The sequence below is a fragment of the Sphingobium rhizovicinum genome, from assembly GCF_042647625.1.
In the GTDB taxonomy this organism is placed as follows: domain Bacteria; phylum Pseudomonadota; class Alphaproteobacteria; order Sphingomonadales; family Sphingomonadaceae; genus Sphingobium; species Sphingobium rhizovicinum.
Map to the genome: position 1 here is coordinate 172,203 of NZ_JBHRVU010000002.1, position 20,506 is coordinate 192,708.

Consider the following 20,506-nt stretch of genomic DNA (forward strand, 5'->3'; position numbering starts at 1 on the left):
GCCTGGCGATCACAAAAATGGTCGGCCAGGCGACACATGCGCCTGGCCGACCATAGTGGCTCAAGGGGAGAGGAATACTCAAGCCACCAAGCCCAGTTCAGCTTCCATCGTCTTGCGCATCTCGAACTTCTGCGCCTTGCCCGTGACCGTCATAGCGAAGCCCTCGACGATGCGGACATAGCGGGGAACCTTGTAGTGGGCGATCTTACCCCGGCAGTGGGCAATCACATCGTCGGCGCTCAGCCGATGGCCGGCTCGCGCTATGACCCATGCGCAGACTTCCTCACCAAATTTAGCGTCGCTGACGCCAAAGACCTGCACATCGACGATCAACGGGTGGCCAAGCAGGAATTCCTCGAGCTCGCGCGGATAGATATTCTCGCCGCCCCGGATGATCATGTCCTTGATGCGGCCGGTAATGCGAACATAGCCCCGCTCATCCATCACCGCGAGATCGCCCGAGTGCATCCATCCTTCCGCGTCGATGGCATCGTCGGTCTTTTCCGGATCGTTCCAATATCCCTGCATCACCGCATATCCGCGCGAGCAATATTCGCCCTGTTGGTTCACCTGCAATGTCTCGCCGTTCAACCCTACGATCTTTGCTTCGGCATGAGGGTGGACGCGGCCCACCGTCGCCACTCGCTCTGCGACGGGATCGTCTATCGACGTCTGCGTCGTCAGGGGACTGGTTTCGGTCATGCCATAGCCGATAGTCACCTCGCGCATGTTCAACCGATCCATGATCTGCTCCATCATGGCCGCCGGGCAAGGGGCGCCCGCCATGATCCCGGTGCGCAAGGACGAGACGTCGAACTGATCGAGGTCCGGATGGTTGAGGATCGTGATCAGCATGGTCGGCACTCCGTAAAGCGCCGTACAACGTTCATCTCGCACCGCCTCAAGTGTCATCCGCGCATCATAAGCCTCTCCGGGGTAGATCATCGCAGCCCCGCTCGTCACGGATGCAAGATTACCCAGGACCATGCCGAAGCAATGATAGAGCGGAACCGGAATGCAGATGCGGTCCTTGACGGTGAGATTGATGGTTTGTCCCGAAAAATAACCATTGTTGAGAATGTTGCGATGCGTAAGCGTTGCCCCCTTTGGAAAACCCGTCGTGCCGCTGGTGAATTGTATGTTGATGGCATCGTCCGGTCGCAGACTTTCCGATGCCGCGCCCAGCAGCAGGGGATCCGCCGACACGCGCAGTTGCTCCCAAGGAATGAAACCGTCATGTGCCTGCTCACCAAGCGAAATCACCAGGCGAAGGTCAGGTAAACTACGCGTCCCGATCTCGCGTAGCATGGCGATGTAGTTACTGCTTTTGAAGGCAGATGCCGTCACCAGCACGCTGCAGCCGACCTTTGCGAGCGCATACTCGATTTCGCTGACACGATAGGCAGGATTGATGTTTACCAGGATCGCGCCGATCTTGGCGGTCGCGAATTGAATCACGGTCCATTCGGCGCAATTGGGCGCCCAGATGCCGACCCGATCGCCGCGACGCACCCCATGATCGAGCAGTCCGCACGCGACCCGTTCCGCTTCGCGGTTCAGTTCCTGCCAGCTCCAGCATATATTCTGATGCCGGGAAACCAATGCCAGTTCACTCCCCCAGCGCCGGGCAGCCACCGATAGGGCTTCTCCCAGCGTCATCTCCAGCAGCGGAACATCAGCCGCGCCTTTCGCAATTGAGAGCACGGTCACCTCTTGATGTTGATCACTTGGAGCTGCGTATATTCGGCGAGGCCCTCGACGGACTGCTCGACACCCAGGCCGGAATTTTTGAAGCCGGCCATGGGGATGTGCGGGCCGATCGCGATATGCTGGTTGACCCACATCTGACCGCTTTCGATACGCTCGGCGATCGCCGCGGCGCGCTCGACATCTTTCGACCAGATGGATCCACCCAGGCCGTATTCGGAGGAATTGACGCAGCGTACCACGTCGTCCACATCCGAGAAGGCGATGACCGGCAATATGGGTCCGAATTGCTCTTCATCCACGATCGTATGGCCGTCGCTGATATCCCGGACGATGGTCGGTTGGATGAAATAGCCGGCTCGCTCCATGGCTTCGCCACCGGCGATGATCTTGCCGTCGCGCCGGGCCGCCTCCAGGAATCCCTTCACCTTTTCAAATTGCGCGCGGTTCTGGATCGGACCGATATTCGTTCCCTGCTTCAGTCCGTCATCGACGACGGCTTCCTGCGCCAGCCTTGCCAATTCGTCGCACATCGCCTCGTAGATCGATTCATGCACATAGGCCCGCTTCACCGCCAGGCAGACCTGTCCGCAGTTGAGGAACGCGCCGTTGAAGATCGCCAGCGCCGTCTCACGCACATCGACATCCTCCAGCACGATGGCCGGATCGTTGCCGCCCAGCTCGAGCGTGACGCGCTTGAGCGTATCAGCGCTGCTCGCCGCGATCCGCTTGCCGGTGGCGGTCGAACCCGTGAAGCCAATTTTGGCGACATCCGGATGGGCGGTGAGATGCGGCCCCAGGTCATTATCGTCGGTGATGATGTTGACCACGCCCGCCGGGAAGATGTCTCGGCACAGCGCGCCTAATGCAAGGGCGGTGACGGGCGTGGTAGGGGCCGGCTTCAAGATGATGCTGTTTCCCGCCAGCACGGCGGGACCGATCTTCCAGCAGGCGACGAGCAGCGGGAAGTTCCATGCGATGATCCCGACGACCACGCCTAGCGGCCGATGCTTGACGACGATATGGGCCTGCTCATCGTCCTGTATGACCCGGTCGGGAAGCTCGAGAGTGGCGTAGTGCCGGAGATATCCTTCCGTCCACGCAACTTCCCCTGGGCCTCGGCAAAGGGCTTGCCCTGTTCTTGCACCAGCAGGCGCGCGAGATTGTCGCCATCGGCCGCGATGGCATCGGCAAGCTCGATGAGCTTGGCCTGGCGCTGCGCGAAGGGCGTCTCGGCCCAGCCGGGATAGGCTGCCTTGGCGGCTTTGATGGCTTCGTCGGCCTGAGCCGCTGAAGCGCGCGGCACGGTCACGAACGCTTCGCCGAGTGCGGGGTTGATGACCTCGAGCGTGCCATCGCCCTCCACGAGTTGGCCCCCAATCAGCAACTTATAATCAGACATGCTTGTCTCCAGCCACATACGTGGGAAAATCGAATATGCAGGGCATCCAGAGCGCCCCATGGTCGCCGGTCTTCAGTCCTGACCGGCGCAAGCGTTTGTCGCCGCCTTTTCACAAAGGATCGGATGACCGGCGGCGGGCGCCGAAACCGCCGGTCATCCTCTCTAAGCGAGCCTATTTTTTCGGTTTTGCGCTCGCGGCAGGTTGTCCGCGCACAGAATCTGCAGTGCCTTGAATGAACGCCTTGAGCTTCTTGACGTCCTCTGCGGTAAGCTTGCCCTTGAAATCGGGCATACCCTGCTCGGCCATCGCACCTTCGAAAACGAACGCTTCAAGATTGGCGATCGCCTCGCGGGGCGCATAACCCAGGTTGGGCAAATTGCCTCCCTTGTCGACGCCAGGAACGCCATGGCAGAACAGACAGTTGCTGACGTAGAGTGCGCCTCCAGGAGCGACGTCCTTCTTGTCATAGGGCACGCCCGAGAGCAGTTCCCCCTGCTCATATTTTCCGAACTGCGGCAACGGCGCCTTGCCGCCGATGACGAAGGTGTAGACCGTACCAGGCGAACTGCGGTCGGTAGCGCGCTGGGACTCACCGAAAACACCGCCCCAACCCACCGCAATCGAGACATACTGCTTGCCATCGATCTGGTAGGTGATCGGAGCCGCGATGACGCCACTGCCTACCGGCGACTCCCACATTTTATGGCCGTTGCGCGCATCATAGGCTACGAAATGCCCATCTGCGGTTCCTTGGAACACCAGATTCCCCGCTGTGGTCAGCGTGCCACCATTCCACGGCGAAACTTGTTCCTGACTCCAGACTTGCTTCTGGCGCACCGGGTCCCATGCGATCAGGCGACCGAAGGGTTTGGCCTTCGTCGCCGCGCCTCCCAGCAAACTGCCTGTGTTCCAACCGATGCCGCTCATGGGCTGGCCTGGAATGTTGGAGCGATATTTCCATTTCGGATCGTCCGCCAGCGAAAGCGGCACATGCTGCGCGGGAATGAACGCCAGCCCCAAAGCCGGATTGAACGACATGGAATGCCAGTTGTGCCCGCCAAAAGGACCGGGAATGATCTCATAGGGCGTGGCCGAGCGGACGCCGGGCAATTCGATAGGCCTGCCCGCCTTGTCATAGCCCGAGGCCCAGTTCACCGGCACGAAATTCTTCGCGGAGATGAATTTGCCGTTTGTCCGATCGATGACGAAGAAGAAGCCGTTCTTGGGCGCATGCAGGATCACTTTGCGCGGCGCGCCGTCGACCGTCATGTCGGCCAGGATCATATCCTGCGTCGACGTGTAATCCCAGTTGTCCCCCGGCGTCTCCTGATAGTGCCAGACATATTCGCCGGTATCAGGATTGAGCGCGACGATCGATCCGAGATAGAGATTGTCGCCGCCCTTGGGACTGCGGCGATTGCGCGACCAAGGCGCCCCGTTTCCGACGCCGATATACATGAGATTGAGCTGCGGATCGAACGCCATGCTGTTCCAGACGGTGCCGCCACCGCCCGCCTCCCAATAGCGTCCGCTGGGGTCCCAGGTCTTGGCGGCGGCTTCCATCGCCTTGTTCTCAAACGGCTTCGATGGATCTCCCGGGACCGTGAACCAGCGCCAGAGCTTCTTGCCCGACGACGCATCATAGGCGGTGATATAGCCACGCAACCCCAGCTCCGCGCCACCGTTACCAATGATGACCTTGCCCTTGTACACACGCGGCGCGCCGGTGATGGTGGCTGGCGAGTCCGGCGATAGTCTGGTGTCCTCTTCCCACAATTTGGCGCCGGACGCCGCATCAAGCGCGATGAGACGACCATCGAAGGCTCCGACGAAGACTTTTCCCTCATAGACGGCCACGCCCCGGTTCACGACGTCACAGCACCCCTTGCCGCCCGCGCTGCGCGGCACTTGCGGATCGAACGTCCACAACTGCTTCCCCGTCCGTACATTGATTGCATGCACGACGCTCCAGGATGCTGTCACGTACATGATCCCGTCCACAACAAGCGGCGTTGCCTCTACGCCGCGGGTCGAGCCCAGATCATAGGTCCAGGCCAAACCCAGTCGGGCGACATTGTCAGTGGATATCTGGGACAGCTTGCTGAAGCGCGTTTCCGAATAGTCGAGGCCGTAGCTGGGCCATTCCTCGGAAGTCGCAGCGTTCTTGACAATAAAGTCACCGTTAATTTTCCCGGCGATTTTCGAGGTATCGACGGGTGCCCGGTTGCTCGCTTCGTTCGACCGCGAGCAACCACTCAGTGTCGTACCCAGCAAGAGGAAGCCCGCCCCCACAAGGGCCATTCGCCCCGGCTTTCCCCGCCCGAAAAAGATGATCGACATGTCTTTGTTCTTTCTCTCAAATACTTAGAAGACCTTCAGAAGACGCAAATTGAGGCGGTTCGATTCCCGAAATCCGCTCCTCACCGAAATGTCGCGGCCGTAGGTGGCGAGCAATTGCACGGTCTTCGCCGGAAACCAGGCCATTCCGACATTGCCCTTCCAATTGCTCGCTTGATCCTGCTGCCTGATGCCATCGATCCTCGTCTCGCCACCCGTGACGAACGAGCCGCCGACGCGGAAATCGAGGTTCGGCTTGAGCTGATAACGGGCGAAAGCCTGGAACTGCCCGCTTGCGGATTGCGTCAGACGCGCGGAAGACGAGCCGAAGTCGTTATTCTTGCCATAGAAGGTCACGTCGCCGACGAGGTCGATCGAGATCTTGGGCGTGACCCCCTTAACGAAGCCGCCCTGGAGCACGAACTTCCAACGGTTCTCGCCCAGGTTCAGGGGGCGGGTGCGATCATATGATCCTGTCGGCACATAGACGAATGGCGTGATACCGAAATAGGTATTGCTCTTGGGCTTGTTCACCAGCCAAACGGTGGCTGCGAGGATAAGATCGCCGGCCGCGCCGCCGCTTTTACCCAAAGCGTGCGTATCGCCCTTCCCTTCCAGCTGACCGAGCGGAAGCAGAAACTGCGGGTCGACCGTCAGGCCGGCAATGTCCATATAGTGAACGCCGCGCAGAATGAATACGGTCGAGTCCAAATCCGGGATCACCCGGCTGCTTGTCGCCCTTGGCATAGATGGCGTCGCGCTCGGCAAATTGCGCATAGACAATGGCCAGATTGGATCCCGGCGGCAGTGCGACATAGTCGCCGGCATCAACGTCGGTCGCCCATGCCGCCGTGCTGGCCATCGGCGTACACAACGCAACGCCTCCCCACAGGGCCGCCTTCAATGGCGTCGCGCTCGGCAAATTGCGCATAGACAATGGCCAGATTGGATCCCGGCGGCAGTGCGACATAGTCGCCGGCATCAACGTCGGTCGCCCATGCCGCCGTGCTGGCCATCGGCGTACACAACGCAACGCCTCCCCACAGGGCCGCCTTCAAAAGCGAACCTTTATTGAGATTACCCATTATCCTCTCCCTCCATTATATCATAGTTGGTAACCCCTAAGCACAAAGCGTGCCAAATCGGAGATTGTCCAATCTGCTGGAAAATGACCACGGTTGGGGGAACGCGTCTCAGCTAACTGTAACGAAATAGAACAGGTGTATTCGGACACCCGTATCGTCAGGTTTCACCTTGGCAGATGGATCAAACCGAGAGCTTCGGCATCCAGGCCGATCAAAACAGGATTGCTATCTCTCCTGTCATATTTGGCCCAGTCGGCCCCAAGCTGCGATTTTGGCCAAGTCGGAGAACGTTTTGGGAACGTGGCATTCGGTATTGACGATGGAAATCATAGAAGAGGACAGTTCGCTCCATCATAGGGAGTGGGTTGATGGATCGGAGTATTCCGGGCGGGGATTTGATCGGACGATGGAGCCTGAGCTTTGCCGATATTGATTTTGTAAATTCGAAGCCGGCCCTGACGCGCCTTGGCCTCGCCGCGCAGCTGAAATTCTTCGCTTCCCTGGGGTTTTTCGCGATCGATCCCGGCTCAATCCCTACCGATGGCCTCTCGTATCTGGCCGAGCAACTCGGTGTCGAGGCTGGCGAGATAGCCGGTTATGACTTTTCCAGTCGGACAGCACGACGGCATTGTGCGGAGATCCTGATCCATCTTGGATATCACCGCATGAAGCGGGTGGATCGCGCGCAATTGACGGAATGGATTGCTGGCGAGCTGTGCCCGGGCGGCCAGTCGATCAATGCCATGCTTGAGCATGTTTTCCTGTGGTGCCGGGACCGGCGTATTTATGGGCCGTCGCGCAAGGAGCTTGAACGTGTCGTTCGCTCACAACGGCAAGATTATCTGGACACCTGGCTGATCGGAACCAGTGATCGGCTTTCGTCAGATGCGGTGGCGTTATTGGAAGCCTCGCTTGCCGATCCGGACAGCTCGACCGGATTCAACAGGATGAAGGGTGACGCCGGACAGGCAACGCTCGACAACATTCTCGACGTGACCGAGAAACTCGCCTTTATCCAGAGACTTGATCTTCCCCATGATCTCCTGACGGCTACGGGCAAGCCATGGGTCGATCAGATTGTTCGCCGCGTTGCCGGTGAAAAGGCCTCGGAGATGCGCCGGCATGCGCCGGCGCGACAGCTCGGCCTTTATGCGATTTATCTAATGTCGCGGGAGGCGCAACTCACTGACGCGATGATCGACCTGCTGATCGAAACCGTTCACAAGATCGGAACGCGCTCGAAACGCAAGGTGGTGGGCGATATCGCGAAAGACATCGAGCGGGTCTATGGAAAGGAGCGCCTGCTGGTCGAGATCGCCAGCGCCTCGATCAATGAACCATCGGGGCGCATCTGCGATGTCATTTTCCCGATCGCCGGTAAGGCCAAGCTGGCGGCGATCGTCAAGGAGAGCCATGCGAAGGGCGCTCTGGACCGGCGCATCTACAAGGTGATGCGTGGTTCCTGGGCCAATCATTACCGGCGCATGCTGCCAAGCCTGCTTTCCGTACTTGAGTTCCGGTCGAACAACGCGGTGTGGCGGCCGGTCCTGGCGGCCCTCGACTGGATCAGGAGCAAGGTGGATGGCGGATGCCGCTTCGTGCCATTGCAGGATGTTCCGATCGATGAGGTGATTCCAGCGCGATGGCGCAGTTCCGTCATTGATGACGATGGGCGGGTAAACCGGATCAGCTATGAGCTTTGCGTCCTGACGCAACTGCGCGACCGCATCCGCTCCAAAGAAATCTGGGTGGTCGGGGCGGATCGCTATCGCAATCCCGATGACGATCTTCCCAAGGACTTCGAGATCAGGCGAGATGCGTACTATTCCGGCCTCAGCCTGACGCCAGATGCGCAGGCGTTTTGCGCCTCGATCCGGGAGGAGCTTGAACGGGAACTGTTGCTCCTCAATGCCAATATTCCACAAAACGACAAGGTCCGGCTCCTGTGGCGCGGCGACAACCGGATATCGATTACACCGTTCAAGCCCTTGCCCGAACCGAAGGGTCTCGCTTCGATCAAAAGCGAGATCGGTCAGCGCTGGCCGATGACCGGACTGCTGGACGTGTTGAAAGAGGCTGCTCTGGACACGGGATTGATGGATGCTTTCGAAACGTCGGCCTCGCGGGTTACCCTGTCGAAAGCAGCCTTGGCTCAGCGTCTTTTGCTGTGTCTCTATGGCTTGGGCACGAACGCCGGGCTCAAGCGGGTCGCTGGCGCAACACCCGATGTCAGTTACGAGGAATTGCTGCATGTCCATCGCCGTTTCATCCACGCGCCAGCGCTGAGGGAGGCGTGCGCGCGGGTAGCAAACGCGACACTGGCAATCCGCAATGCCGCAGTATGGGGAGATGCGGGCACGGCATGCGCGTCCGATTCAACGAAGTTCGGCGCGTGGGACCGCAACCTGATGACGGAATGGCACGCCCGCTATGGCGGCCGTGGCGTCATGATCTACTGGCATGTGGAGAAGCGCGCGACCTGCGTTTATTCCCAGCTCAAGCGGTGCTCTTCCTCGGAGGTCGCCTCCATGATCGAAGGCGTGCTACGCCATTGCACCGACATGGAAATCCAGCGCCAGTACGTCGATAGCCACGGCCAGAGCGCAGTCGGCTTTGCGTTCTGCCGACTCCTTGGATTTGAGCTTGCCCCGCGGCTGAAAGCAGTGGCACGCCAGAAACTGGCCCTTCCCCAAGCCGGCATGCGCACGCGGCTTTCCAATTTACTGCCGATCCTCTCCAGCCCGATCGACTGGGACGAGATCGAGCAACAATATGACGAAATGGTCAAATATGCCGCTGCCATGCAATCGCGCACCGCCGATCCGGAAGCGATCCTGCTCCGGTTTGCCAGAGCCGAAGTGATGCACCCGACCTACAAGGCGCTGAGTGAACTCGGCCGCGCGGTCAAAACAATCTTCCTATGCCGGTATTTGCGTCAGGAGGCATTCCGCCGCGAGATCCACGAAGGGCTGAATGTGGTTGAGAACTGGAACGGCGCTAATGGTTTCGTGTTCTTCGGCAAGGGCGGCGAGATCGCCACCAACCGCATCCATGAGCAGGAAATCTCCGTTCTGGCGCTACACCTCCTGCAAGCGTCGCTGGTGTATGTGAACACCCGCATGCTTCAGACCGTACTGGTTGAGCCGAAGTGGGCGGGGCGGATGACGCCGGAAGATTATCGTGGTCTCACGCCGTTGATCTACAGTCATGTGAACCCTTATGGCCGCTTCGACCTCGACCTGAACGACCGGATTGATTTTGGACGGCTTGCAGCGTGAGGCGGCTGATCGGCCTATAACATTTGGGTACACCCCAGAGTGATAGGGCCGAGTGACACCATTCGTCTGTCACAAAAGGGTGGGTTTGCGCTCAATGTGACGATACACTGCAAGAGCCACCCTAATGTGACGGATTTTGCACTTGGCTCGTATCGGATATGCCCGCGTCAGCACCACGGACCAGGATCTGGATATCCAGATTGGCCGCCTCAAGAATGCAGGTTGCGAAATTATCCGTTCCGAGACCGGATCGGGGGCCTCGCGGAGCGGGCGCACGGAACTGGAAACGATCATGCAGTTTATGCACACCGGCGACGAGCTGGTCGTGCTGCGGCTCGACCGGCTCGGCCGCTCCACGCGCGATGTCCTGAACCTGGTGCATGAGCTTGATGAAAAGGGAGCTTCGCTGCGCATCCTTGAGCCAGAGGTGACGACGGCGGGCGACATGGGGCGAATGGTCATCACCATACTCGGCATGGTCGCCGATATGGAGCTGAAGTTCATCAAGGATCGTCAGCGCGCCGGGATCGAAGCGGCGCGCGCCGAAGGCGTTTACAAAGGCCGGAAGAAGAACGTCGATGACGATGAAATCCGCCGTCGCCTTGCCGCCGGCGCCAGCAAGGCCCGCGTTGCCCGCGACCTGAAGGTCTCACGAATGACCGTCTATCGGGCGCTCGACATTATTCCGTCACAGACCAAACTGCCGGAAAAGCCGCCCACTGCCAGCATCGCCCTGCATCTGATTATCGAGAACTTCAACAAGCGTGGAAGAGGTAGAAAACCCGCTCGGGAGCGGATTGAGGCGATGCTGGAACGCGACTACGCCATGGTAAAAAACGGCAATTGTGATTACAAACTGACCGTCGCCTATGACCCCGATCCGGATGGCATTTCCCTTGATGAGGAAATCCAAAGCCTCCTCTCCGAGATGTTCAACATCGCAGAGAGCTACAATTGCTCCATGGAAGCCGATATCTACGAGGTCGGTGGTCAGCAACGGTCCTGGTAGAATCAATCAAGCGTTCAGTGTTCGTTCTTCAACCTGGCCAAAATCGCAGCTTCGGGCCGACTGGGCCTATTTGCGAGGAGCCATCCGCCGATATTCCGCCCGACAAGCAGCACGTCGGACGCGAGCCAAGGCAATTTCGGACTGGCGTGAGCAAATCTTGTTGTTCGGCCAGAGGCTTTCGCAATGGAGATCACGACCACCCACGCGTAGGCCGTTTCTCGACCCCTTGCCGCAGGTCGAGGAACGGACCTATGGATCAGCAAAATGCGCGGACCATTGCGCTCGTGATGGACCTGGACCCACGGACGTGATTATCGATACCTTTTCGTTCGGCATCATCAGCGAAGGCGACGTCGAGCGTTCCCATGGCCACGTTATGGCTTGTCCTACTCGTCGTATCTTCCGTGAGGGTGATGTTCACCGATGGAAATAGAGCTTTAAACTGACGCAGCACATCACCAAACAACCCGCCGGTGCGCGATGATGTAACTCCGATGCGGACTTGCCCCGCCTCCCCACTGTCGACAGCAACTGCGTAACGAGCGGCGAGATCTAATTGCTGGGCGCCGGCCATTGCCCGTTCCAAGAAGGCAGCGCCTGCCGTTGTGGGCGAAACACCAATTCGACTTCGCTTGAACAGGGGAACGCCTAATCGGTGCTCAAGATGCTGAATGCGTCGGCTGAGTGACGATTGGGACAATGCCAGCATCTCTCTCGCTCATCGAAACTGCCAGTTTCCGCCGCCGCGATCGCGCAGCGCAGATTTCGCAGATCCAAGATCATATTCGGCAAACATCACTCCCCCATGCCAATATCCGCTTCGGACGGCCGCGTTTTGTGCCGGAGTTTGGCGTTGCCAACACCGTCTCGGTAGTCCCGCGTCCTGAAAACTCCGTCGCCGATAGGGGAACACTGATGACAGCAGCTGCGCACGCTGAGGAAGCACCTAACTCCACCGATGGCGATTGATGTCGGCGGCAGCGCTCCTGATTATGCAACACAGATGCACGTTCGCCGATGCTACCGGATCGTGATCGGCAGTGCCACATGCAGATAAATTTGCGTTCCGGTCCCAGCAATTCCTACGCAACCGCCTCGGTCCGTCGCGCATCGAAAGGAACGACGATGAAAGCGGCTGTCTACGATCATAACGGTCCACCGGAAGTCCTTCGCTACACGGACGTGCCCGACCCCAAAATTCGTTCGCGGGATGTCCTGATCCAGGTCGAGGCGATATCCGTTGAGGGCGGAGACCTGATCAACCGTCGCAGTTCGCCGCCGGGGCACCCCGCATATGTCGTCGGCTATGCCGCAGCGGGCACGGTGGTGGCGATCGGTGACGCGGTCACGGACCGCAAGCCCGGCGACCGAGTTACCTCATGGGGCTTGGATGGATCCCACGCCCAACTCCGCGCAGTTCCGACAGATCAGACTTGGCTGCTGCCCGCAGGCGCAGGCGTAGCAGAAGCCGCGGCGATCCCGATCGGCTTCGGAACTGCCCATCATTGCCTGTTCGCGAGAGGGCGGCTCTCAAGCGGAAGCTCCGTCCTCATCCAAGGTGCAGCGGGGGGTGTCGGGGTCGCGGCAGTACAGCTCGCCCGCCAGGCCGGCGCGACCGTAATCGCCGTCGCTAGCGGTGAGGATCGCGTCCGCAGCGTCATCGAGCTCGGTGCATCGCGTGTAATCGACCATAACGTCGAATCGGTCGTGGACGTGGTCCGTGACCTCACCGGCGGCCGAGGCGTTGACCTCATCGTCGATCCGGTAGGTTCCACCTTGGCGACATCCCTCGCCGCGCTCCGCGACGAAGGAGTCTTGGTGTCCGTGGGCAATGCCGGCGGCGGGGCTCTGACAGTGGATTTTTGGCCAGCGGTGCAGCGAAATCAAACGGTCATCGGCGTATTCATGGGAACCGTCCTGTCACGTGCAGCGGTGCGCCAAACCATCGACATGATGCTCGCCGACGTTGCGAAAGGCAGTCTCACCGTGCCAATCGACAGAAGGTTTCCGCTCGCCGAGGCAGGGGCCGCCCATCGGTATGCCGAGGACAACAAGGTCCTCGGCCGTATCGTGCTGATCCCCTGACGCCGATTTCGCGCCCAACCGCTACCGAGCGCCCGCTGTCAGGCGATCGCGCCCGCGTCGGCGGTCAAGGTGGCGCCTGTAATTACACTCGCCGCGGGACTTGATAGAAACACGACCGCATTCGCGATTTCACTCGGCTTGGCGAAGCGGCCCAGAGACGTCAAACTCCGTTGGAAATCTGCCGCCGGGCCGTCTGCGGGGTTCGCGTCAGTATCCACAGATCCGGGCTGCACGAGGTTCACGGTGATGCCCTGCGGCCCGAGTTCACGTGACAACCCGCGAGTGAAGGACGTAAGCGCGGCCTTGGACATCGCATAGGCCGTTACGCCCGGAAATGGGACGCGTTCGCCGAGCCCCGACCCAATCGAGATTATGCGCCCCCCAGCGGAGAGATGCGGAATGGCGGCCTTCGCGAATAGCACTGGTGCTCGCACGTTGACGTCCATCAGCTTCTGATACTCGGCCACATCGAGGTCGGCGATCAGACCGGAATGGCCGATCGCCGCGCTATTGACGAGAATATCAAGACCACCGAGCGCCGAGACGGCCTCGCTCACGGCGCGCGTGATCGCATCCGGGTCTGCGCTATCGGCCTGTATCGTTCGCGTCTGCCGCCACAGATCAATCTGAGGCCGACACTAATTGAGATGGGGGCTGGCCTCAGAAACCTGACGACTGCGGTCCGCAGGCTCATCGGAGGTCAGCCCTTGTTGTTGCAGTGGCGATGAGTCATGAAAGTCATGCATCAGCGTGTAGGTCCGGTCCCTTGCGGGATCGGCACGGGCACACCGAATTTTCGACTAGTCGAGGCGAATTACATACCCCTATTAACGGCTCCACTCCCACCGTGTCTTGTTGCAACATATTGATTAGTATGCCGATTTTCGAGAACGCCGATAGGTCCACAACCACCGCTTGCTCGCGCTCCACGCCGGGCCTCGGCGGGGGAGGTGCAAACCCGCTTCCGATGCCGCCGCTGTTGGACGCACGGCCTGGCCGCTCATTCGCGCTACGGGTCCAGTCCGGAACGACTTCATTTTATCCAGGCCGGCCGAGTGACACGCTCGGGTATAATGGCAGCTATCTCGGACCGACGATCAGGGTGCGCCGTGGCGACGACGTGGCGGCTGTCGTGACCAACGGGCTCAACGCGGACACGACTGTGCATTGGCACGGGCTTCTGATCCCCGGAGAGCTGGATGGCGGCCCCCATCAGATCATCGCGCCGGGCGCGACCTGGCGGCCCACGCTCCCGATCCGGCAGCCCGCAGCGACCCTCCTTTATCACTCACACGTCCATGGGTTGACGGCCGAGCAAGTCTATTCGGGCCTGGCTGGGGCGTTGCTGGTAACCGACGACGAAGAGCAGGGCCTGGGGCTCCCGTCAGAATATGGCGTGGACGATCTGCCCCTGCTCATCCAGGATCGCCAGTTCGAAAATGGTCGCCTTGTCATGCCAGGCGGCATGATGGTCGCCATGCAGGGCCGGCGCGGCGACACGATCCTTGTGAACGGCGCGGTGAATCCGCTGGCGGCGGTGCCAAATCGGTTGGTTCGCCTGCGGCTCGTCAACGCATCGAACGCGCGGATTTATGAGCTGTCGTTTTCCGATCGGCGGAGCTTTCACTGGATCGGAACCGAAGGGGGGCTGCTCGAACACGCAGTGGCATTGGAAGCCATAACCTTGGCGCCGGGCCAACGTGCCGAGCTTCTCGTGGACTTCACGGACGGTAGGTCCGCCTCGCTGGTGACGGCGGCTGATACCAACAGCTCGATGATGGGCGGCATGGGTATGATGGGGCGTGGCGCCCGAAGGACCGATGCCGCGGCACCAGCGACCGTGCTGCGGTTTGAACCACGGCCGTTGGGACAGGCTCGTGCCAGCGGCGTCGTGCCGACCCTTCTGGCATCACGAACTGGGCCCGACGCCAGCAAGGCGGTGCGCCGTCGCCGTCTGAGCCTCAACATGGGCATGGGCGGCATGATGGGCTCAGGAAGCGGCGGTGGCGGCCTTACGATCAATGGCAAGCCATTCGACATGAATCGCATCGATGAGACGGTGAAGCTAGGCTCCACCGAAATATGGGAGGTGTCTGGCGAAATGATGCGCCACCCGATCCATATTCACGGCGTCCACTTTGATGTTCTCACCCGCGGTGGCGGGCAGCCCGATGTTCTCGACCAGGGGCCGCGCGACACGGTCCTCGTCAAGGAACCGGTGGAGCTTCTCATCCGATTTGATCAGCCGGCCAAGAGCGCTCCCTTCATGTATCACTGCCATATCCTTGAACATGAGGATAATGGAATGATGGGCCAGTTCAGTGTTGCGTAGGCGTAGGCTCCCACTTCTGGAGAGTTTATGCAGCGCCTACCGTCCAACAGGAGAGCAAGGTTGCCAAAAAGAGCTTTCGCCACATTTCTGCTCGCGGCAACGATGCTGACCGGCGGCACCTCGCTAGCTGCACAGGATAATCTGGTTTATCCCGTAATACCGGGATTTGGCGGGATCGTGGCCGTGCCCAGTGCTGCCGAGCGGCCCGATCCCAAGCTTCGCTACCGCGTCTTGTTCAATGTCACCAAGGCCGCAAGCTCTCCCGACAAAGTGAATCCCAGCCTTGAGAAGGTCGCGCGCTTCGTGAACCTGCTAGGCGCGGACAAGGTCCATCCGGCTGGTGACATCGCCGTCATCATTCATGGTCCCGCGACCCCGCTCGTCCTGCAGAACGCGCCATATGCGGCGCGTATGAAGGTAGCGGCCAACCCGAACGCTGCGCTGATTGCCGCTCTCCAGAAAGCCGGTGTTTCAATCCGCGTTTGCAGTCAGGCCATGGTCGGAAATGAGATCATGCCGAACCAAGTGGCTTCGGGCGTTGAGATCGATGATTCGGCGCTTACAACCTTGGCGAATCTACAAATCCGGGGTTACGCGCTCATCCCGGATTGAAAGGTGCGATACCCCCTCACCCGCAGCAGCCCGCCACGGTCCCGTTCGCCTTCGCCTCCTGAATCGGAGGGCATGGGACATCGCCGAACGAGCAGAACACGCAGCAGTCGCCGGCCAGGGGCCGCAGCACCGCCGCGCAATGTCGGCAATCATAGAAGAACTGGCAGGCGTTGGTGGGCATCGTCTCGGTCGCGACACCGCCGCACTCGGGACAGGTCAGCGTGGAGGTGAGCTGCATCAGGAAAGCGCCTTTATAAGCGGCGCTTCAATGCGATCCCATATCAGCGCGGTCAGCGTCAGGGTCGTGCCGATCGTGAGCATGATCGGAGTTGCGCGGGACGGTAGGGTCACGGTGCAGGACCGATCCGCAGCGCAGGTCCTCCGACGCCGCACATACGCCCACCACCCGGCAGCCAGGCCGACGAGGGAAAGCGCCGTCAGGGCCCAGCGCAGAGGCATCAGCGCGGCGAAGGTGCTCGACAGGCCCGCCCCCACGCCCAGCGCCGCCAGCGCGAGCGGCAAGACGCAGCAGGATGCGGCGGCTAGGACCGCGCCGAAGCTCGCCAGCGCACCCAGGGCGGATAGCCCCGCGTCGGCGCGGCGTGGCGATGCGGAAGCGGCCAGGGTTTCGTGCGGCAAAATCCTTTTATTCATCAGTCGTCTCCGGCGGAATAACCCCCTAATGCCTCCTGTAGCGGCTACAGGAGCAAGCGAATTATGAGGGATGAGAAAGGCCTAGCTATCGGCGAGTTGTCGCGCCGAACCGGCGTGAACATCGAGACGATCCGCTATTTCGAGCGCGTCGGCATTGTGGCGACCCCACCCCGCACGAGCGGGGGCCGGCGAGTAGGCGTCACCTCAAGCTTTGTACGCTGAACAACGATTTTCCGGACATAATGTGAACATTGGTGTCAGGCAGCGGCGCGAAGGTACTGGTAGAGGGTTTCGCGGCTGATGCCCATGTCGCGCGCGATGGTCGCCTTGCGTTCACCGGCGGCAACGCGGCGGTGCAGATCGGCAATCATCTCATCCGAGAGCGACCGTTTCCGCCCCCGATAGGCGCCGCGCTGCCGAGCGATCGCAATGCCTTCGCGTTGCCGTTCGCGGATCAGGGCGCGCTCGAACTCAGCAAACGCACCCATGACCGAGAGCATCAGATTGGCCATCGGGGAGTCCTCCCCCGAGAAGGACAGGCTTTCCTTCTCAAACTCGATCCGGATACCTCGCTTGGTGAGGCCCTGGACCAGCTTGCGCAGGTCATCCAGATTGCGGGCCAACCGATCCATGCTGTGGACGACGACGGTATCGCCTTCGCGGGCGAAAGTGAGCAGAGCCTCAAGCTGGGGGCGGTTGACGTCCTTGCCCGATGCCTTGTCGGTGAAGGTCCGATCGAGCGACTGACCTTCCAATTGGCGATCCACATTCTGATCGAACGTGCTGACCCGGACATAGCCGATCCGTTGCCCCTTCACTGCGCACTCTCTCCATCAAAATGTCAGGTTGAAATCTATGATACGCAACGACATTCGTCAACAAATTCCGTTTAGTACCCTAATCTGACAGAAACCGCGGTAGCGCCCTGACGTCCGGTTAGGCTATACTCCAGATTGACGCTAGCCTGTCGCTCTCGACTCGGGATGGAGGCAGGATGGCGCGGCGGCGATTATTGACCGGAGAAGAAAGGCGTCGCCTGTTCGATATCCCCCATGACGAAACCGCGATCGTCGGCCACTATACCCTTGCCGCCGAGGATCTCGAACTGGTCGGTCGCCGCTATCGCCCTGCCAACCGCCTCGGTCTGGCAACGCAGATCGCGCTTATGCGGCATCCCGGCTTCGGTTTGCAGCCCGACGTCGACGTCCCCGATGCGGTCCTTCACTATCTCGCCGCCCAGCTCTTCGTCGATGTTGATGCGTTCGCCGACTATGGCCAGCGCGCGCAAACACGTAACGATCATGCCGACATTGCGGCACGGCATCTGGGGCTACACCCTTTTCGGCGAGGGGATATACCGCTCGCGCTCGATCTCGCCGCAAGAGCTGCGGAGCGGACCGATCGGGGCGAACCTATTGTCCGCGCATTGATGGAGGGGCTGAAGCAGGAACGCTTCATTCTTCCATCGGCAGACACGCTCGAACGTGCGGGCCTCGCCGGCAGGGCACGCGCCCGCAAAGCCGCGGCGGCGCTCATTGTCGAAAGCCTGGGTCATGCCGAACTGGCGCGGATCGATGATCTGATCGTCAACAACAGCGACTTCGGCATGACGCCGCTGGCCTGGCTGCGCAATTTCGAGGAAGCGCCCACCACGGCGAACATCAACGGGCTGCTGGAACGGCTACGCTATGTGCGCGGAATCGGCATCGACCCGGCGATCGGCGCGAAAATCCCCGACTTCCGGTTCGCGCAGTTCATGCGCGAAGGTGGCGTTGCGCCGGCGTTCCTGCTCTCCGATTATAGCCTTAACAGGCGCCGCGCGACGCTGATCGCGGCGGTCATCGACCTCGATGCCAGGCTCGCCGATGGTGCGATCCAGATGTTCGACAGGCTTGTCGGAAGCCTGTTCACACGGGCGCGGCGCGGGCGGGAAAGGCGCTATCAGGACAGCATCCGCTCGGTCGGCGAACTTATGCGGCTGTTCGGCGCGACGATCGCCGCGCTGGGAGAGGCGGTCGAACATGGCGGTAATCCGCTCGAACTGATCGACGAAGCGGTAGGCTGGCACAGACTGGTCGCAGCCAAATCGCAGGTCGATGCGCTGGCCGAGCTGGCGGGCGAAGATGCGCTTGTCGCGGCGACTGGTCGCTATGCGACGCTGCGGCGGTTCAGCCCGGCTTTCCTCGATACATTCACGTTCAAGGCATCGGGGAGCGGATCGCAACTGGTCAAGGCCATCGAGGTCATCCGCGATACCAATGCCCGCAAGGCCCGCAGCCTGCCCGAGGGCGTTCCGCTCCCATTCGCCAACCGGCAGTGGAAGCGCCTCATCACCGAAGGTGGCCAGGTCGATCGCCGGCGATACGAGACGGCCATCATGGCCACGCTGCGCGATCGGTTGCGCGCCGGCGACATATGGGTCGAAGGAACCCGCAATTATCGCCGCTTCGACACCTATTTGCTGAGTCGACGCGATGCCGATAAGGTGGCCGACAGCCTGCCATTCCAGACCGATGCGGCCGCCTATCTGGAGGAGCGGGCAAGGACGCTCGACTGGCGGCTGCGCCGTTTCGCCAAGCAACTCAAGGCGAACAGGCTCGCGGGCGTGGCGCTCGAACGCGACCGGCTCAAGCTGCAACCCATGCCGGCGATCACTCCACCCGAGGCGGAGGCTCTCGATCGCAGGCTCGACGCCTTGCTTCCGCGCGTGCGGATCACCGAGCTCCTGGTCGAGGTGGCCGAGCGCACCGGGTTCCTGAGCGCATTTCGCGATCTTCGGTCCGGCAAGGAGCATGACAACCCGCACGCGATCCTCGCCGCCATTCTCGCTGATGGATCGAATCTGGGTCTAGAGCGCATGGCCAACGCCAGCGACGGGGTGAGCTACGCCCAGCTTGCCTGGACCCACAACTGGTATTTGTCGCCCGAAAACTATCAGGCCGCGTTGGGGATGATCGTTGCCGCGCACCATGATCTTCCTTTCACGCGCCATTGGGGAGCCGGCACTAGTTCATCCTCCGATGGGCAGTTCTTCCGCTCGGGCCGCAACCGATCGGCGGCGGCCGACATCAATGCGAAATATGGCAGCGAGCCGGGCCTGAAGATCTACTCCCACCTGTCCGATCATTTTGCCTCGTTCGGATCGCGGATCATGTCGGCCACCGCCGGCGAGGCCCCCTACGTGCTGGATGGCCTGATGCTCGGCGCCGGCGCGCTACCGCTGCATGAGCATTACACTGATACCGGCGGCGCGACGGACCATGTCTTTGCCCTTTGCCATCTTCTCGGCTTCCGGTTCGTGCCCCGTCTGCGCGACATCGCCGACCGGAAACTCGGCTCGATCGCCGCGCCTTCGACCTACAAAGGCATCGAAAGCCTCATGGGCCGCACGATCAAGACGGCGGCGATCGAAGCCGATTGGGATGACATCGTCAGGATCGTCGCCTCCATTAAGGAAGGAGCCGTTGCGCCCTCCGCGATCCTGCGCAAGCTGGCCGCCTACAAGCGCCAGAACAGGCTGGATTTTGCGCTGGCCGAACTCGGCCGCATCGAGCGGACGCTATTTGCGCTCGACTGGCTTGAACAGCCCGACTTGCGTCGCGCCTGCCAGGCCGGCCTCAATAAAGGCGAAGCACGTCATACCCTTGCCGCCGCGATCTACACCAACCGACAGGGGCGGTTCACCGATCGCTCGATCGAGAATCAGGAATATCGGGCATCGGGCCTCAATCTGCTGATCGCGGCGATTTCTTACTGGAACACCGTCTATATGGACAGGGCCGCCCAGCATCTCCAATCATCCGGCGGCACCTTCGATGATGCGCTGCTTGCCCATCTCTCGCCGATGGGCTGGGTGCATATCAGTTTGACCGGCGACTATCTGTGGCAAAGGGCAAACCGGCTCTCCCCTGGCGAGTTCCGCACCCTCAACGATCCCATGGCCCGCCTCAAACTCGTGGCATAGCCAGTGTTCTCATTATGTCCGCCAAATCGTTGTCTGGCGC

General features: G+C 60.7%; 19 protein-coding genes and 1 pseudogene. 8 read left to right on the forward strand and 12 right to left on the reverse strand.

What is annotated here, in order from left to right; all coding sequences use genetic code 11:
• Positions 1 to 78: 78 nt before the first annotated feature.
• The 6 genes from ACFOKF_RS00980 to ACFOKF_RS01005 form a co-directional block, all read right to left on the reverse strand.
• On the reverse strand, positions 79 to 1,659 hold the full coding sequence (locus ACFOKF_RS00980) for an AMP-binding protein (protein WP_049771327.1): 1,581 nt from the start codon (positions 1,657 to 1,659) through the stop codon (positions 79 to 81).
• Positions 1,660 to 1,706: 47 nt separating this feature from the next.
• Complete coding sequence (locus ACFOKF_RS00985) at positions 1,707 to 2,753, reverse strand: aldehyde dehydrogenase family protein (protein WP_380792361.1); 1,047 nt, start codon at positions 2,751 to 2,753, stop codon at positions 1,707 to 1,709.
• Positions 2,705 to 3,109: an aldehyde dehydrogenase family protein gene (locus ACFOKF_RS00990; RefSeq protein ID WP_380792330.1), complete on the reverse strand. Its 405-nt coding sequence runs from the start codon at positions 3,107 to 3,109 to the stop codon at positions 2,705 to 2,707. Before ACFOKF_RS00990 ends, ACFOKF_RS00985 begins: the two co-directional genes overlap by 49 nt.
• 172 nt (positions 3,110 to 3,281) lie before the next feature.
• Complete coding sequence (locus ACFOKF_RS00995) at positions 3,282 to 5,450, reverse strand: PQQ-dependent dehydrogenase, methanol/ethanol family (RefSeq protein ID WP_107917704.1); 2,169 nt, start codon at positions 5,448 to 5,450, stop codon at positions 3,282 to 3,284.
• A 24-nt stretch (positions 5,451 to 5,474) separates the two neighbouring features.
• The gene (locus ACFOKF_RS01000) at positions 5,475 to 6,275 is read right to left on the reverse strand and encodes a transporter (protein WP_380792333.1); all 801 of its coding nucleotides are present in this window, start codon (positions 6,273 to 6,275) and stop codon (positions 5,475 to 5,477) included.
• Complete coding sequence (locus ACFOKF_RS01005; protein ID WP_139797613.1) at positions 6,275 to 6,532, reverse strand: hypothetical protein; 258 nt, start codon at positions 6,530 to 6,532, stop codon at positions 6,275 to 6,277. Before ACFOKF_RS01005 ends, ACFOKF_RS01000 begins: the two co-directional genes overlap by 1 nt.
• Before the next feature lie 368 nt (positions 6,533 to 6,900).
• Between ACFOKF_RS01005 and ACFOKF_RS01010 the strand changes: the two genes are divergently transcribed.
• Both ACFOKF_RS01010 and ACFOKF_RS01015 read left to right on the forward strand, forming a co-directional pair.
• Positions 6,901 to 9,810, forward strand: a complete 2,910-nt coding sequence (locus ACFOKF_RS01010) for a Tn3 family transposase (protein ID WP_048938210.1) — start codon at positions 6,901 to 6,903, stop codon at positions 9,808 to 9,810.
• A gap of 142 nt (positions 9,811 to 9,952) precedes the next feature.
• Positions 9,953 to 10,819, forward strand: a complete 867-nt coding sequence (locus tag ACFOKF_RS01015; protein WP_006953933.1) for a recombinase family protein — start codon at positions 9,953 to 9,955, stop codon at positions 10,817 to 10,819.
• A gap of 256 nt (positions 10,820 to 11,075) precedes the next feature.
• On the opposite strand, the gene ACFOKF_RS01020 is transcribed toward ACFOKF_RS01015, so the two are convergent.
• Together ACFOKF_RS01020 and ACFOKF_RS01025 are read right to left on the reverse strand one after the other, a co-directional pair.
• Positions 11,076 to 11,393 (reverse strand): LysR family transcriptional regulator substrate-binding protein, encoded by a 318-nt coding sequence (locus ACFOKF_RS01020; protein WP_048939645.1) that lies wholly within the window; start codon positions 11,391 to 11,393, stop codon positions 11,076 to 11,078.
• 75 nt (positions 11,394 to 11,468) lie between these two features.
• Positions 11,469 to 11,528 (reverse strand): annotated as a pseudogene (locus tag ACFOKF_RS01025) (hypothetical protein); the annotation flags it as partial.
• Between ACFOKF_RS01025 and ACFOKF_RS01030 the strand changes: the two are divergent.
• Together ACFOKF_RS01030 and ACFOKF_RS01035 are read left to right on the forward strand one after the other, a co-directional pair.
• Entirely contained in the window at positions 11,519 to 11,788 is a 270-nt protein-coding gene (locus ACFOKF_RS01030; RefSeq protein WP_125723807.1) for a hypothetical protein, read from the forward strand. The pseudogene ACFOKF_RS01025 and the gene ACFOKF_RS01030 sit on opposite strands and share 10 nt — an antisense overlap.
• Before the next feature lie 156 nt (positions 11,789 to 11,944).
• On the forward strand, positions 11,945 to 12,904 hold the full coding sequence (locus ACFOKF_RS01035; protein WP_030540911.1) for a quinone oxidoreductase family protein: 960 nt from the start codon (positions 11,945 to 11,947) through the stop codon (positions 12,902 to 12,904).
• Positions 12,905 to 12,942: 38 nt separating this feature from the next.
• Here ACFOKF_RS01035 and ACFOKF_RS01040 read toward each other — a convergent pair whose 3' ends face one another.
• Complete coding sequence (locus tag ACFOKF_RS01040; RefSeq protein WP_082734528.1) at positions 12,943 to 13,530, reverse strand: SDR family NAD(P)-dependent oxidoreductase; 588 nt, start codon at positions 13,528 to 13,530, stop codon at positions 12,943 to 12,945.
• 248 nt (positions 13,531 to 13,778) lie between these two features.
• On the opposite strand from ACFOKF_RS01040, the gene ACFOKF_RS01045 reads away from it, so the two are divergent.
• Together ACFOKF_RS01045 and ACFOKF_RS01050 are read left to right on the forward strand one after the other, a co-directional pair.
• The gene (locus tag ACFOKF_RS01045; protein ID WP_037555777.1) at positions 13,779 to 15,236 is read left to right on the forward strand and encodes a multicopper oxidase family protein; all 1,458 of its coding nucleotides are present in this window, start codon (positions 13,779 to 13,781) and stop codon (positions 15,234 to 15,236) included.
• 27 nt (positions 15,237 to 15,263) lie between these two features.
• A complete protein-coding gene (locus ACFOKF_RS01050) occupies positions 15,264 to 15,848 on the forward strand; it encodes a DsrE family protein (RefSeq protein WP_004213260.1) in 585 nt (194 codons plus the stop codon).
• A 16-nt stretch (positions 15,849 to 15,864) separates the two neighbouring features.
• Here the strand turns inward: ACFOKF_RS01050 and ACFOKF_RS01055 are convergent, their stop codons facing one another.
• The gene (locus ACFOKF_RS01055) at positions 15,865 to 16,086 is read right to left on the reverse strand and encodes a GDCCVxC domain-containing (seleno)protein (RefSeq protein WP_004213258.1); all 222 of its coding nucleotides are present in this window, start codon (positions 16,084 to 16,086) and stop codon (positions 15,865 to 15,867) included.
• Complete coding sequence (locus tag ACFOKF_RS01060; RefSeq protein ID WP_004213257.1) at positions 16,086 to 16,502, reverse strand: mercuric transporter MerT family protein; 417 nt, start codon at positions 16,500 to 16,502, stop codon at positions 16,086 to 16,088. Before ACFOKF_RS01060 ends, ACFOKF_RS01055 begins: the two co-directional genes overlap by 1 nt.
• A 63-nt stretch (positions 16,503 to 16,565) precedes the next feature.
• On the opposite strand from ACFOKF_RS01060, the gene ACFOKF_RS01065 reads away from it, so the two are divergent.
• On the forward strand, positions 16,566 to 16,724 hold the full coding sequence (locus ACFOKF_RS01065; protein WP_004213256.1) for a MerR family DNA-binding transcriptional regulator: 159 nt from the start codon (positions 16,566 to 16,568) through the stop codon (positions 16,722 to 16,724).
• A gap of 35 nt (positions 16,725 to 16,759) precedes the next feature.
• Here ACFOKF_RS01065 and ACFOKF_RS01070 read toward each other — a convergent pair whose 3' ends face one another.
• On the reverse strand, positions 16,760 to 17,320 hold the full coding sequence (locus tag ACFOKF_RS01070) for a recombinase family protein (protein WP_004213255.1): 561 nt from the start codon (positions 17,318 to 17,320) through the stop codon (positions 16,760 to 16,762).
• A 176-nt stretch (positions 17,321 to 17,496) separates the two neighbouring features.
• Between ACFOKF_RS01070 and ACFOKF_RS01075 the strand changes: the two genes are divergently transcribed.
• Positions 17,497 to 20,466 (forward strand): Tn3 family transposase, encoded by a 2,970-nt coding sequence (locus ACFOKF_RS01075; protein WP_008603805.1) that lies wholly within the window; start codon positions 17,497 to 17,499, stop codon positions 20,464 to 20,466.
• Positions 20,467 to 20,506: the final 40 nt, after the last annotated feature.

Excerpts from the sequence above, each read along its gene's own strand:
- ACFOKF_RS01020 (WP_048939645.1), bottom strand. The coding sequence starts at position 11,393 with ATGGCCGGCGCCCAGCAATTAGATCTCGCCGCTCGTTACGCAGTTGCT.
- ACFOKF_RS00990 (WP_380792330.1), bottom strand. The coding sequence starts at position 3,109 with ATGTCTGATTATAAGTTGCTGATTGGGGGCCAACTCGTGGAGGGCGAT.
- ACFOKF_RS01065 (WP_004213256.1), top strand. The coding sequence starts at position 16,566 with ATGAGGGATGAGAAAGGCCTAGCTATCGGCGAGTTGTCGCGCCGAACC.
- ACFOKF_RS01010 (WP_048938210.1), top strand. The coding sequence starts at position 6,901 with ATGGATCGGAGTATTCCGGGCGGGGATTTGATCGGACGATGGAGCCTG.
- ACFOKF_RS01055 (WP_004213258.1), bottom strand. The coding sequence starts at position 16,086 with ATGCAGCTCACCTCCACGCTGACCTGTCCCGAGTGCGGCGGTGTCGCG.
- ACFOKF_RS01035 (WP_030540911.1), top strand. The coding sequence starts at position 11,945 with ATGAAAGCGGCTGTCTACGATCATAACGGTCCACCGGAAGTCCTTCGC.
- ACFOKF_RS01030 (WP_125723807.1), top strand. The coding sequence starts at position 11,519 with ATGCCAGCATCTCTCTCGCTCATCGAAACTGCCAGTTTCCGCCGCCGC.
- ACFOKF_RS01005 (WP_139797613.1), bottom strand. The coding sequence starts at position 6,532 with ATGGGTAATCTCAATAAAGGTTCGCTTTTGAAGGCGGCCCTGTGGGGA.
- ACFOKF_RS01045 (WP_037555777.1), top strand. The coding sequence starts at position 13,779 with ATGCCGATTTTCGAGAACGCCGATAGGTCCACAACCACCGCTTGCTCG.
- ACFOKF_RS00980 (WP_049771327.1), bottom strand. The coding sequence starts at position 1,659 with ATGACGCTGGGAGAAGCCCTATCGGTGGCTGCCCGGCGCTGGGGGAGT.
- ACFOKF_RS00995 (WP_107917704.1), bottom strand. The coding sequence starts at position 5,450 with ATGTCGATCATCTTTTTCGGGCGGGGAAAGCCGGGGCGAATGGCCCTT.
- ACFOKF_RS01000 (WP_380792333.1), bottom strand. The coding sequence starts at position 6,275 with ATGCCGGCGACTATGTCGCACTGCCGCCGGGATCCAATCTGGCCATTG.
- ACFOKF_RS01060 (WP_004213257.1), bottom strand. The coding sequence starts at position 16,502 with ATGAATAAAAGGATTTTGCCGCACGAAACCCTGGCCGCTTCCGCATCG.
- ACFOKF_RS01050 (WP_004213260.1), top strand. The coding sequence starts at position 15,264 with ATGCAGCGCCTACCGTCCAACAGGAGAGCAAGGTTGCCAAAAAGAGCT.
- ACFOKF_RS01075 (WP_008603805.1), top strand. The coding sequence starts at position 17,497 with ATGGCGCGGCGGCGATTATTGACCGGAGAAGAAAGGCGTCGCCTGTTC.